The organism is Candidatus Bathyarchaeia archaeon, from assembly GCA_035283685.1.
Taxonomy (GTDB): Archaea; Thermoproteota; Bathyarchaeia; order Bathyarchaeales; family Bathyarchaeaceae; genus DATETJ01.
The window spans coordinates 278,952-291,553 of record DATETJ010000009.1 but is presented as its reverse complement, the minus strand read 5'-3'; the positions used below and the strand labels follow the sequence as shown (position 1 = coordinate 291,553).

Below are 12,602 nucleotides of genomic sequence, written 5' to 3'. Positions count from 1 at the left end.
CATTATTGAGTTACGCCTTTCAACCGAGCCAGCACGTCATCTTCTATCCATTTTTCGCCTTGCAGTGTCAATTTGAACTCGGGTCTTGCTGGGTCAGGTTTGAACACTAATCCTCTTTTGGTCATTTCATTTAGCCGTGCGGGCACCATGGACTTTATGCCGCTTGACTTGAGCAAATCGGCTATCTTTGTCGCTGTGCCTGTCTTTCTATCCGAAGCAAACAGAATGAGTCCAATGGCCTCATAGTGACTCAGTTTCTCGCGAGTTGTCACCACTGGGCCTTCAGTCGTTATTTCGACTACACCTTCCAACCCAGCTTTTGAAGAAACAATGACCCTGCTGGACACCAACCCACCAACTTCGCCAATAAACTCGGGTGTAATAGTCTTCAAGGCTTCAATCAGATCCTGCGCTGATTCGCCTTCAACTTCAAGTTCGCCGAAGCCTGTCCTGATGTGCGCTTTAATCTTAGCCACTGTCTTCATACTCCCTCAGTTGACGCTTCAGCTGTTTCGCTCGGCGTCTGCGTTGGTGGCTGGTTTGGCATAGCGGTTGCTTGAGCCAGAACATATACGTAACCCTTATCGGTCTTCCAACGTTTCACCTTGCCCTTCCTAACCAACCAGTTCAGAACGCCCGACAACGTCGTCACAGGATAATGAACAGCATTGATCCGCATGGCCTCAACAATCTCGGGCAACGTCCGAGGCGCGACCCTACCCCAATCAGTTACCAACAATCTCACAACAGCATCGGCACAACCACCAGACGACTGAATACTCGGATAAGCGCTTGCACCAGCGGAAGGCGACAGGGATTGAGACAACGGCATCGGAGATGCGGACTGCATGGGCGTCTTATTCGACGGGGCTTCTGCGTCAGCCTGCGAGAATGCCTCTGAAACCACGGCAACAAGATTCAGCAGGTCCTCAAATGTGCGTAGAACATCGTCTTTGCTGCCACTGACCTCAACTTCGTACTGCCCCAAACGAACGCGCAGCGAGAAAGGCACGTTTGTCGACACTCTCTTTCGCCCAGAACGAATACTAGCAACCTACACTTTTAGAATTTGCCATCCCAACACACGACTGAATCAGGTTTTCTCCTGTGTCGTCTCAGGCTTCCTGTTGTTCAACCCTGCCTCAACACCAAACAGTCGCATAAGGAACTTAAACACGTTAAAAGCCGCGTTCTTATCGGCTTTCAGGCCTGTCGTTGCACCGAGCAGGCAGATGCCTTCCCATCTGCGTTCCTTTGCCAAGCCCAGCATTAGACCAGCCGCGCCTGCAATCCGCCCACTGCCATATAGTACGGCGCCTTTTTCCATGGTTTCAACTGCCAACTTCGCCGATGTCGCCGCAACATAAACCTCGCCAGCTGGGCGAGGTTGAGGCACGCCGCCCATAGTCGCCAGAAACTTGCAGCCAAACTGCTCCCCAAAATCCAAGATTTCGCTACAAAGCCTGTAATGAGCCAAAACGTCGTCACGTGCAAGCTGAGCCTCGCCAGTCAAAACCAGAAACTCCGCTTTGCCAAAAACCGCCCTACTAAACTCGTAATGAGGCGGACGAGCCACACCATCCTTTTCAACGTTCACAAAGTCTGGAAACGCAGGCGAATACAACTCAGCAAAAGTCTCACCACGCGTAAACTCGATCAGCAAACGAGCGGCCAATCTACCCACATTGCCAAAGCCGGGCAACCCCTCAACTAAAACAGGCTTCTCAAACACAGGCTTAGACAACACGCGGAAAACAGACTTGTCCAAACTCGGAACACTCACCTATGGTGCCAAACGGGTTATAGCCATATCCGATGCAGCCATAAAAACCTTTTAAGCTCGCGAATCCATCAACTCTGAAGATGGCGGGGAAAAACCGTAGCGAGACCTAGCTGCAGGTCCTACACGGGTGGGGTAGCCAGGTTAACCCGCTGGGCTCATAACCCAGAGATCGGTAGTTCAAATCTACCCCCCGCTACCAAACATCGCAGCCTCTGCCCTCGTTGAAAACTTTAATAGAGGCTAAGCTTAATTTGCCGAAAGGGATTGCGGATGATTCAGTTGCCCACTTCTCTCTTGCCTCAGTTAGGCTTTCTCTTTGAGGTTATTCTTCTGCTGGTGCTTCTCGTCATAGGCCTTATCGTGATTATAGTCATCGCCAAAGTCATGCTTTTCTTCTTACCTGCAGCCATTATTGCAGTGGTTGTGTGGTTCCTCACTGGCGGCAACTTCTTCTGGGCTGGAGTAGCATTCCTCGCAGTAGCTCTTCTCTCAGTTATCAAAAGAAAATAGCCTAGTTTCTATAGAAAGAAAAGAGATGCTTAGGCTCGCGCAGCTGCCTTCACTAATGCTACGACCCCTGGTAACTGCTCGCCCATGAGGAATTCTATGAGAGCGCCTCCAGCCGTGCTGACGTACCCCATTTTCTTGGCTAGTCCAAGCTCTTCGACCGCAGCGATTGAATGTCCACCTCCCACGAGCGAGAAAGCTTTAGACGAGGCTATGGCTTCAAAAGTCTTAGTGGTTCCGAGAGCGAACTGTTTGTTTTCAAAAACTCCCATGGGTCCGCTGACAACTATTGATTTGGCGCCTTTGACAATTCCCACATATTTTTTTGCTGTTTCGCTTCCAATGTCAAAGATCGGATACTTGGTTGGCAGCTTGCTGACTGGGATTTCCATCCGTTTTCCATCTGTTTCTACAGCTAAATCCACAGGAACTTCAATGTTCCTCGCGTAGTTCTTCATGAGGTCTTTGATGCCCGAGATGAACTGAGTCAGTTCTTTTTTCTCCAAGAACTCCATGTTGGGCTTGCCCAAGTCGATTCCCTTAGCTGCTAGGAAGAGATGACCGACCACACCTCCCGTCAACACATGGTCGGCGATCTTGTTCTTCAGCACATATTGGCTGATCTTAAGCGCATCATCAGCTTTGGCGCCGCCTAAGACGTAGACGCATGGCTTCTCAGGATTTTGAACAACTTTCGTCAACGCTGTGACTTCACGTTCCATGATTCGCCCCGCCACACTAGGCAATACACCTGTGAAGCCTACAATTGATACATGGGCGCGGTGTGCTGCTGCAAAGGCGTCGTTTACGAACACATTGGCTAACGGAGCCAGTTTCTCAACCATTTCTGTCTTTGCGTGGTCTTCTGGAGTTCCCTTCTTTTGTTCGTCTGCAAAGCTACGAACGTTGTCTAGGATGAGAATTTCTCCGTTTTTTAGCTCCTTGATGGCTTTTTGAGCTTTTTCGCCGAAAACGTCGTCAACGTACTTCACTGGTTTTGCCAGAATTTTGCCGAGTATTTGAGCATGTTCTTTCAAGGGTGTGAAGTCTGCGTCGCCGGGTCTGCCCTGATGCGCGAGAATCACGACTTTGGCGCCTTTCTGAGACAACTCCTTAACGGTAGATTCCCCATGCGCTTTGATGCGCGTGTCGTCCAAGACTTTCTTAGTTTTTGGGTCAATGGGGCTGTTAAAATCCACCCTGACTAGGGCGGTTTTTCCTTTAAAGTCATAATCATCCATCGTCAGGATTCGTGGCATACTATTCACCTGTTTCTGAACGTGTGATGCTGAGAGAAGCGTAGTCTAAACTTGCTGTATTTATCACTTGTCCAACAAAAAATAAAAGAGAGGGTTGGAATTCGGCTCTTAGAATCCTGCTTTCTTGCCGATGAGCTCGATGAGCTCCGTCATTCGGCAGCTGAAGCCCCACTCGTTGTCATACCAGGCAAGCACTTTAACAAAGTTACCACCAATGACCATGGTTGACTGCGCGTCAAAGGCCGCTGACCAAGTGCTGTGCAGAAAGTCCTGCGAGACGACTGGGTCGTCTGTGTATTCCAGAATACCCTTTAACGGTCCTTCAGCTGCTTTCTTGAACGCCTCGTTGATCTCTTCCTTGGTTGTGCTCTTCTCTAGGACACAGGTCAAGTCTACGATAGAGACGTCTGGAACAGGGACTCTGAGGGCGATTCCGTCCATTCGTCCAGTTAGTTCCGGCAACACTAGCGTTGCTGCTTTCGCTGCCCCCGTTGAGGTCGGTATAATGTTTACTGCACCAGCTCGCGCTCTCCGAAGGTCCGAGTGAACCAAGTCTTGTATTCTCTGGTCGTTTGTGTATGCGTGTGCTGTCATCATGAAGCCGCTTTTGAGGCCGAAGCTGTCATGCAGAACCTTGGCAACGGGAGCGACGCAGTTGGTTGTACATGAAGCATTGGAGAGTATGTTGTGTTTTGCGTGATCATACTGATTGTCGTTTACGCCCATGACGATGGTTATGTCGGGGTTTTTAGCTGGCGCTGAAATCAGGACTTTCTTTGCTCCAGCTGTCAAATGCATTGCGGCTTTTTCGCGGTCGGTGAACAAGCCTGTAGATTCCACGGCTAAGTAGACATCAAGGTCTTTCCACGGTAGCTTTGATGGATCGCGTTCCCTCAGAGTCTTGATTTTCTTGCCTTTGACGATTACGCCATCGGGCGCGGCTTCAACTGGGAAAGGTGCGCGTCCGTGCACTGAATCGTATTTCAGCAGGTGTGCTAGGGTCTTTGGGTCTGTTATGTCGTTGACTGCGACAAAGTCGATGTTGGCGTTGCGTTCCACTGCAGCTCTGAAGAGAAGTCGTCCGATTCTGCCGAATCCGTTTATGGCTACTTTGATTGGCATCCTTTCGCATCTCCATCTTTTTTCATGCTTGTTGTAAAGAGATTCACCTAATAGGGCTTCCCTCATTTATAACTTTCACAATAGGAAAAATGAATGAAAAGGGATGGCGCAGACTAGTTGTGGGCAGAGTCTATCTGCCAAGTTTTATTATTGCTGCTTCAGCTGCTAACGCCATCAATTCCCATGTTTCGCATAGCGGAGGCGCATAGCAAGTGTCCGATTTCGCCAACTCATGCACTGTTATGTTCTTCTGTATTCCAATCGATATGGCATTAATCCGCTGTGTGACTTCTTCTCCACCGGTGATCTGTGCGCCAATGATCCGTTCCATTGCTTTCTCAACCACAATCTTGACCTTTATCGGCTGAGCTCCGGGGTAATACTGCGCTCGTGTTTTGCCGCTGATTACGCCTGAAACCACGTCAAAGCCAGCTTTTCTTGCAAAGAATTCGTTCAGTCCTGTTACGCCGATCTCGGTGTCAAAGAACTTCGTAACCGCGGAGCCCATAGCGCCAGGAAATATGGCATATCCACCTGCAGCGTTGGTTCCAGCCACTTTGCCCTGTCTAACGGCTACTGTGCCCAGCTGTGGGCAGTATGGTCTTTGAGACACCATGTGGGTAGTTTCGGTGCAGTCTCCAACGGCATAAATGCCTGGTACACTGGTCTCCATTCTTGGATTAACTTTGACAGCTTTGGTTTCGCCTAACGTTAGGCCCGCTTTCTGTGCGAGTTCAGTGTTGGCTCTCACGCCAAATGCGGCTACGCACAGGTCAGCGTTGATTTGTTCTCCTCCAGCCACTACGCCAGTGACTGTGTCGCCTCCGACGAATTCTTCTACGCCTTTACCAGTCATTATGGTTATGCCTCGGGCTTCCAGCATTTCATGCACAGTCTTAGCCATGTCAACATCGAGCATAACGGGCATGATCTGAGGCAGCAATTCGACAACGGTTGTCTTCACGCCTCTCTCTGTCAAACCGATGGCGACTTCGAGGCCTATTAGGCCAGCACCTAGGACAACTGCGGTTTTGGCGCCTCTCTGTATTGCTTGATCGATCTTTTCTCCGTCGTCAAGTGTCCGAACAGTGTGTATGCCTTGTTTTTCTTTTCCTTTGATTGGTGGAATGAACGCGTTGGCTCCAGTGGCAATTACAAGGCTGTCGTATTGGAGGTTTTCTTGCTTTCCGGTTTTGTCCACGGTTTCAACTGTTTTGGCCTTTGGATCGATGTTTGTGGCAGTGGTCTCTCGGCGCAGGTCAAGTTTCATCATTTGGTAATACGAGGACGGATAGACAATCAGGTCGGTCAGTTTGGGTATGTGTCCACCTATGACAAATGGGATGCCACATCGTGAATAGCCTGAGTACTTTTCAGTTGTAAGTAGGATAATCTCGGCTGTGCGATCGGTTTTTCGTGCAGCGCTGGCTGCGTCTACGGCGCCTGCATGTGCGCCTATGATCACAATTTTTCGCGGCAATTCTATGCGCCTTTTAGCCCTTGGCGATTAGACTCTTGTGCCATTCCACTGACTTGTTGAAGTCCATCAGAGCGCTGAGTTCAGCGTTCAGGTTTGAAGGCGTAATGACCAGCAGCCATCCTTTGTTGAAGGGGTCTTCATTCAGGATTTCAGGCTTGGACGTCACCTCTGGGTTGACTTGATCGATTGTGCCGCTTAACGGTGATATCAGGTCTGAAACTGCTTTGACTGACTCAACACTTCCGAAAGGCGTGTTGGCGCTGACTGTTCCGCCCGCGCTTGGCAACTCCACAAACACGATTTCTCGAAGTTGCTTCTGAGAGTAGTCAGTGACTCCCATTCTCACTTTGTCACCTTCAACTTTTGCCCAGAACCAGTCTTTGCTGTAGTATAAACCCTCAGGGATTTCATAGCCATCTACCTTGACCATTTTGAACATTTCACCTCTACTTTGAGTCTACCTATTGTGTACGGATAGTGTTTTAAAACTAACGATTGGCAGCTCGAGGGTTTCACTGAAGGAGAGCGATTCAACTCGAATTCTACTCGGTCTCAGAAAACTTCTTGACTATTGTCTTTGCCTGTTTCTTGCTTCCCGCCAAACACTCGATCATAGCTTCGTCCAGGTCTAGCCACTTAGCTAGGTCAGCGGCATTCTGTGCATTGTTTTCGAACATGATGCGTATGTAGGGCAGGATTTCCTTCGTCGCCAGTTTGACGGATGTGTGGCAGCGCTTCTTGATTTTGAAACCGATGGCTGACCGCATCTGGCGCTCTGCCCGAGTCTGAGACAGCGTCTTTATCCGCGTTGGAAACTTCAGGGGCACGAATCCAGCGGGCTGCGTTTTTTCTCGTGCCATGGCTACGCCTGCCGTCATGAAGTCAATCACGTAGCGCATTAAGGTCCAGTTTTGAGTTTTTGCGATTCGTCCACGGTAGAGGTCGGCTGTTGCCAGCGAGTCCATGGCATTGGCCAGGTCATGAGGGTCGCTCAGGTGGTGCGGGAGGTTCTCATAAATCCATTCGAATAACATGTCTGGGTCAACATCCGCCATGTCAACCGCATGCTTAGCTTGCTCTGCGCTCTTGCCATAGAAGACTAGGCGCAGGACGTTGAATATGGCTTCTTTTCGGTCTCGGTAAGCCAGCCAAGACACATCGTCGAAGGTCAGCGTCTGTTTGCCCTGTGCCAAAGCCTGCAGGTCGTTGACAGCTGAACGCACGTCGCCTTCGCTGCGTTGAGCAATGAATTTCAGCGCTGATTCTTCGGCTTTTATGCCTTCTCGGTCGCAGATGCGGTTGAGATGTTTCATAACAGCGCCTGCAGCGGGTTTTTTGAACTCAATGGTTTCGCAGTAGAAGCGCAAGGCGCCTAGTCGTGGGTCATAGGCGTTGTTAGCAATTAGTATGATGGGTACGAGCGCGTTTTTCGCGATTTGGGTGATGGCGCCGACGCCACCTCTATCTTCTCTGCCTGTCAAGCCATCTAGTTCGTCGAATAGGATTAAACGTTTTTTTCCGAACAATGTGCCAGACTGTGAGGCTAAGCCTGCGAATTTTTGAACTGCTTCTTCTGTGCGGTAGTCGCTGGCGTTCCGTTCGACCAGCTCCAAGTTGAGGTCGTTGGCTAAGGCTTCAACAGTTAACGTTTTGCCAATGCCCGGAGGACCAAAGAGAAACGCGGCTCGCCTTTTGGGTACGCTCTTATCCCATGATTTAACCCAGCTGACGAGTTTCTGAATTGCTTCTTCGTTGCCTACAACCTCGCTTAGCGAGCGCGGTTTGTGTTTTACAGTCCAGGCGGCATACATGAGAAGGTGACCTTAACGTGTATGTCTTATGTCGGAGCCTGCCTCAACCATTCTTGCCAGCAGTGAACTAAGTTGAACTTCCTCATCCGCGCCTTGAACTAGTCGGAAATCTACTTCGCCTATTACATCGGCGAGTTTGATTTTCCATGGTTCGGGCACGTCTTTCATCTTGAAGATTTCGATGTGCACTTGGCGGATTATGTCGCTGCCTGCAACTCCGTACTTAAGCATCATTTCGCGCAGTTTTTCACGTGAGCTTATGAAGTCGCCTTTCATGGCTACGTTGAGCATTTCGCGTACGTCAGCCGGGTTGGCTCTGCCGATAACTGAGTAAACCATTTCGTGGGTTATCGGTTTGCCCAACGAGGCTGCGGCTTGCAGCGCGTTTAAGGCTCGGCGTAAGTCGCCGCCGCTTACTTCAAAAATGGCTTCTAACCCGTCTGGTTGAAGCTTGATTTTTTCTTTTTCTGCTATTCCACAGAGGTATGTGTCTTGGTCTCCTCGGCTCAAGTACGTGAATCTAAAAGGTGCACAACGCGACTGTATGGGTTCGATGATTTTGCCGCTGTAATTAGCGATGAGAATGAACCTGCAGCTTGCACTGAACCGTTCCATCGTGCGCCTCAAAGCTTGCTGCGCGTCAGAGGTCATGTTGTCGGCTTCGTCGAGTATGAGGATCTTGAACGGGATTTCGCCTATCGACTTGATGCGGGCAAAGGTCTTCACGGTTTCCCGGACTACGTTTATGCCGCGTTCGTCGCTGGCGTTCAACTCCATCAGGTGTTCGCGGTAGCCTTCGCTGTACAGGTCACGTGCCAAGCACAGAGCGGCTGTGGTCTTGCCTGTGCCAGGTGGACCCGCAAAAATGCAGTGTGGCACGTTGCGGTTCTTGACGAAGCTTTTCAAGCGCTCTACGATTTCGGTTTGATCCATCATCTCGCTCAATGTCTTGGGGCGGTATTTCTCAGCCCACATCTCGTAGCTCAAGTAAGCGTTCACTCCCAGAGTAGGCTATATGCTTGTTGTGAACTGGAATAAAATACTATCCAATGCGTTTTTGAGTATATTGCAGTGGTTTCTTCACTGTGGCTTTCTAAAGATCTGGGCGCCTTCTATGGTCGTGACATATTAAGAAACAGAAAAAAAGGAAGTTGCGGTAGATTTCGCTACTGCAGTCGAGGAGCAAATCTCTCACGACCACCATGGGTCTTCTTTTGAGGAAGAAGCCATTAGCGCGTACAAGACAGATTACTCTAAGGGAGCCGCACAGTGGCTACACACAAAGTTGGTCGCAGAGTTGTTGGTATTACAGTATTTACAGCGAACCACTTGACGGGCACGTTCCAAGATTCCTTCTAATGCTTCCACTGCCCTCTCGTTCAAGGACTTAAGTTCTATGAAGCTCAATGATTTTGGGTTAGTAATCCGGACATTGAACACTGGTTGTTCATTAACTGTCCCAGCGGTCTGCTTGTCGAGGAACTGGCTGATGGGTTTTCCCATGAAATCTGCAAGTGCGATTTCTTTAACGATCTTATCAAATCTAGTTTCAACTATTCTCTGGTTTGTTAAAATATACTGGGTCGACTTGACTACTGCGAAGGAGATTGCTGTATAGCCGAGTCCCATCAGAATCAGGGCAACGCCTGTCCAGCCAAGAGTGGGGTTAGGTGGGAAGGCTTGACCGTCGGTCTTACCTCCAAGGAAGCAAAAAATCGCAAGAAAAGCTCCAACAATTGTACCAGAAAATGCTAGGACGAGAGAAAGGCTGAAAAAACCTTTTCGTGTTGTCCACTCAACGTTTTCATTTGGAAGCAAACGCAAACTAAACACCGTGCCAAGTATTTAATGAGACATGAGTCTAAATGCTTTTAGACGTCTTACTTGGAAATTCGTCCCGCAATATTGATTGTGAATGCAACGTTGAGCATTTATCTCTTACCGCCTGAATCGATCCGCCGTTACCTAGACATCAAGCGGGATTCCGCTTATGCGAGCTTGAGAGTCTGCTAAAAGATGTTTAAGGGTCGCAAAACATCGACGGAATACTTTGGGAAACTAGGAAAAAAGAGGGACTGGAAGTTATCTCGAGCGTTCATTGATTTCAAATGTAGAGGTCGTCCCTACCCCGTACCCCTTGCTTGAAGGATTCCTGCTGCGCTCGTGCAAGACAAAGCCTTTCTTTCCTGTGTACGCCCAGTTCAACAAGTTCATCGTGTTGTCTCTTCCTTCTTGCGGTGGTTTAGCCTATTGATTGTTAAGGATTTACGATTTTTCTTAAAGCATCTTTGGGGTAACCGCAAGAGTTTTATTTAGACTGGCGCAAAGTGGAGGGCATGGGCTTTTTGGATAAGCTTAAGAAAGGCTTGAAAGTAGAGAAAACTTGGGGGGGAAAGCCAACCCGCCCTGAACCGGAACGCGCACCCATACCAAGGGCGCAAAGCCGCTATGGTAGACTTGCTGCATGGATCAAAACAACGTATGGAAACCGATTTAGAGACGGCTTAACAAGCACTGAGGTTGAAAAACAGCTCCAAAACCTTTTGAAAGAACTGGAGAAAACGGAGGATTTCAAGAAATACCCCAATATTGCCAACGGTTTTCGGGCATACATAAGTGAAAGAAAATACGGTGACCTCGTCAGAGTAATCGAATGAAACTGGTAAATGAAAAAGAGATGGAAACGGATTCGATTCTCTCTACTTCCCAGCGCTCTCAGCTCAAGTGCTATTACAAATTCTGTCCTATAGATCTAGCCGTGGTACCGAAGGTCAATTTCCGCCACTTTCGATTTCGCCTGCCCGACGGCTCGTTCTACAAGGTTGAACGCAAAATCCGCGCGCTGAGTGACCTGCGAGAACATCTTGCAAGGAAGGTGCCTACAGATGTGTATTATTCTACCGCTTGTTGGCTCAACCCGCATCTACTGGGGAGCCGAGTTGAAAAGGATGTTCTAAAGAATGTGATGATTTCATGCGACCTTGCCTTCGACATTGATGTCAGCGGAGAAATAAAAACCTTGGAGGATGCGAAACGGCAAACTATGGCGCTGATTGATTTTCTCGAGTCGAGGAGAATCAACGTGCGGTATTCCGCATTTTCTGGAAGCAAAGGCTTTCATGTCGTGTGCGACGACCCGTGGAATAAAGAGATAACCGAAGAGAACCCCATGAAACGTGAGCTAGAGGCCGTTGAAAGAAGAAAGAGAGTCGTGAAAGAAGCGAAAGACGGGAACCTTGTATTCGATGAAAAGGTTACGGTGGACACGCGGCGCATAATCAGGCTGCCTGGAACGATAAACTCAAAGACTGGTTTTGTGTGCACTGTGCTTGAAAAAAAGGAGCTTCAATCCAGCACAGAAAAAATACTTAAGTCAGCGCAGCAGCATGGTATTATCACTCCCAGGATCCCGAGGCGTCGGGAGATGACACGCGATTTCATCGTGGCAAAATTCTTGGGGAGGCTGGGCCGATTGGGAGTAAGGCCCGCTCCCGAACGTGGACCTTGTTACTCTACGTTCATTACCAGCAATGTACCTGGAACTCTGCTCAAGATACCTGTGTTAGAGTTTGGGGACTGGAAGAAAATGGAGGAAGTGGTTGACGTTGCTGAGAAGGTTCAATGCCAGTACGACCTTGGTGACTTTCTGGTCTTCAGCGACGGCAACAAGTTTGACGCGTTTAGCCTCAAGGCAGTCTCAAGAAGAAGACTTGAAAAGATTCTTTTCGCAGCTGGTTCTATAAACTTGAATGCGTGTCGCAAGTACGGGTGCACGTACACTCGTGTTGGGAAAAGTATAGGGTTGGACGGTAAGATAGCGCGCAAGGAGCCTGAACTGGTCGGGGTGCTGGAGTCAGACCTGAAGGGTCAGGCGAGCAAGGCGCATTTCGAATTCTTTTCGTCATTAGGGATAAAGATCCGTGGAGAAAGGTTGAACTTTTGTGGTGCCGGAAAGGAAAAGCTTGAGTTGGTGCATGCTATCATTGAATAGCACTCGTGGGCTCTCTCATTGCGGGTGATTTTGCCACGCGCGACTTGGCAAAGATCGCTCAAAGACAAGAGAAAAAGAGAAAATTGTTGTCCAGACAGCGATGAAGGATACGCGTTAGCTGAAGATACACACTCTTATGGTGTTGGTGGTGAGGATTTCTGGCTTGTCAAGACTGATCCGTCTGGCAACCCGTTTGGAGTCAAACTTACGGTACAGGAAACTGTTTTTTTCTGTTGTTCAGACTGTTGACCGCAGCAACGCGCTGGCGACACCAAACCTCATCGTTCTAACAATGTCGATGCTTGGCTTACCAAGACAGACGTTGAGACAGGCTTGGCTTTAACTCGCCTAACAAATAATACAGTCATGCTCTGTCGTGGCAAAACAAACCCTCTACTGGAACTTCGTCCGCGTACGCGTCTGGGTAATAAAGGAACCCACTTGGCAGTGCAGCGACATCAACCAAGACGGCATAGTCGACGTCAAAGACCTGCACATACTTAGCAAAAACTATGGCAAGACCCTCAGCCTAAGGCATAGTAGCCATAGCAAGCATGCGAAGCGCGCGCTCTCTCGACTAGTTTGCACGCCTCTTCCAAGGTTTTAGCGACTTTGACATTGTATTCGTCGGTTTCTTGACTGAAGAGAG

Annotated in this window: 15 protein-coding genes and 1 tRNA gene; 6 read left to right on the top strand and 10 right to left on the bottom strand. The window is 49.1% G+C overall.

What is annotated here, in order from left to right:
- Positions 1–2: 2 nt before the first annotated feature.
- The 3 genes from VJ249_08180 to VJ249_08170 all read right to left on the bottom strand — a co-directional run bounded on the left by VJ249_08180 (position 3) and on the right by VJ249_08170 (position 1,768).
- A complete protein-coding gene (locus tag VJ249_08180) occupies positions 3–476 on the bottom strand; it encodes a hypothetical protein (GenBank protein ID HKZ94538.1) in 474 nt (157 codons plus the stop codon).
- Positions 477–481: 5 nt separating this feature from the next.
- The gene (locus VJ249_08175; protein ID HKZ94537.1) at positions 482–1,024 is read right to left on the bottom strand and encodes a hypothetical protein; all 543 of its coding nucleotides are present in this window, start codon (positions 1,022–1,024) and stop codon (positions 482–484) included.
- A 69-nt stretch (positions 1,025–1,093) separates the two neighbouring features.
- The gene (locus tag VJ249_08170) at positions 1,094–1,768 is read right to left on the bottom strand and encodes a PAC2 family protein (GenBank protein ID HKZ94536.1); all 675 of its coding nucleotides are present in this window, start codon (positions 1,766–1,768) and stop codon (positions 1,094–1,096) included.
- Between the two features lie 113 nt (positions 1,769–1,881).
- Between VJ249_08170 and VJ249_08165 the strand changes: the two genes are divergently transcribed.
- Positions 1,882–1,982: transfer RNA gene (locus tag VJ249_08165), tRNA-Met, on the top strand.
- A gap of 71 nt (positions 1,983–2,053) precedes the next feature.
- Positions 2,054–2,293 carry a hypothetical protein gene (locus VJ249_08160; protein HKZ94535.1) on the top strand — a complete coding sequence of 80 codons (240 nt, stop codon included), beginning with the start codon at positions 2,054–2,056 and terminating at the stop codon, positions 2,291–2,293.
- A 29-nt stretch (positions 2,294–2,322) separates the two neighbouring features.
- Here the strand turns inward: VJ249_08160 and VJ249_08155 are convergent, their stop codons facing one another.
- The 7 genes from VJ249_08155 to VJ249_08125 form a co-directional block, all read right to left on the bottom strand.
- Positions 2,323–3,549: a phosphoglycerate kinase gene (locus VJ249_08155; GenBank protein ID HKZ94534.1), complete on the bottom strand. Its 1,227-nt coding sequence runs from the start codon at positions 3,547–3,549 to the stop codon at positions 2,323–2,325.
- A gap of 108 nt (positions 3,550–3,657) precedes the next feature.
- Positions 3,658–4,671: a type I glyceraldehyde-3-phosphate dehydrogenase gene (gene gap / locus VJ249_08150; protein ID HKZ94533.1), complete on the bottom strand. Its 1,014-nt coding sequence runs from the start codon at positions 4,669–4,671 to the stop codon at positions 3,658–3,660.
- 130 nt (positions 4,672–4,801) lie between these two features.
- On the bottom strand, positions 4,802–6,151 hold the full coding sequence (locus VJ249_08145; protein HKZ94532.1) for an FAD-dependent oxidoreductase: 1,350 nt from the start codon (positions 6,149–6,151) through the stop codon (positions 4,802–4,804).
- 13 nt (positions 6,152–6,164) lie between these two features.
- Positions 6,165–6,581: a glycine cleavage system protein GcvH gene (gene gcvH, locus VJ249_08140; protein ID HKZ94531.1), complete on the bottom strand. Its 417-nt coding sequence runs from the start codon at positions 6,579–6,581 to the stop codon at positions 6,165–6,167.
- A 112-nt stretch (positions 6,582–6,693) separates the two neighbouring features.
- Positions 6,694–7,962 (bottom strand): replication factor C large subunit, encoded by a 1,269-nt coding sequence (locus tag VJ249_08135; GenBank protein HKZ94530.1) that lies wholly within the window; start codon positions 7,960–7,962, stop codon positions 6,694–6,696.
- Between the two features lie 12 nt (positions 7,963–7,974).
- Complete coding sequence (locus VJ249_08130) at positions 7,975–8,937, bottom strand: replication factor C small subunit (GenBank protein HKZ94529.1); 963 nt, start codon at positions 8,935–8,937, stop codon at positions 7,975–7,977.
- 273 nt (positions 8,938–9,210) lie between these two features.
- Entirely contained in the window at positions 9,211–9,786 is a 576-nt protein-coding gene (locus tag VJ249_08125; GenBank protein ID HKZ94528.1) for a hypothetical protein, read from the bottom strand.
- A 521-nt stretch (positions 9,787–10,307) separates the two neighbouring features.
- On the opposite strand from VJ249_08125, the gene VJ249_08120 reads away from it, so the two are divergent.
- The 4 genes from VJ249_08120 (at position 10,308) to VJ249_08105 (ending at position 12,560) form a co-directional block, all read left to right on the top strand.
- The gene (locus VJ249_08120; protein HKZ94527.1) at positions 10,308–10,619 is read left to right on the top strand and encodes a hypothetical protein; all 312 of its coding nucleotides are present in this window, start codon (positions 10,308–10,310) and stop codon (positions 10,617–10,619) included.
- Positions 10,616–11,953 (top strand): DNA primase small subunit domain-containing protein, encoded by a 1,338-nt coding sequence (locus tag VJ249_08115; protein ID HKZ94526.1) that lies wholly within the window; start codon positions 10,616–10,618, stop codon positions 11,951–11,953. Before VJ249_08120 ends, VJ249_08115 begins: the two co-directional genes overlap by 4 nt.
- 163 nt (positions 11,954–12,116) lie before the next feature.
- Positions 12,117–12,296 (top strand): hypothetical protein, encoded by a 180-nt coding sequence (locus tag VJ249_08110; protein ID HKZ94525.1) that lies wholly within the window; start codon positions 12,117–12,119, stop codon positions 12,294–12,296.
- Positions 12,297–12,329: 33 nt separating this feature from the next.
- Entirely contained in the window at positions 12,330–12,560 is a 231-nt protein-coding gene (locus VJ249_08105; protein ID HKZ94524.1) for a hypothetical protein, read from the top strand.
- The last annotated feature ends 42 nt before the right edge of the window (positions 12,561–12,602 follow it).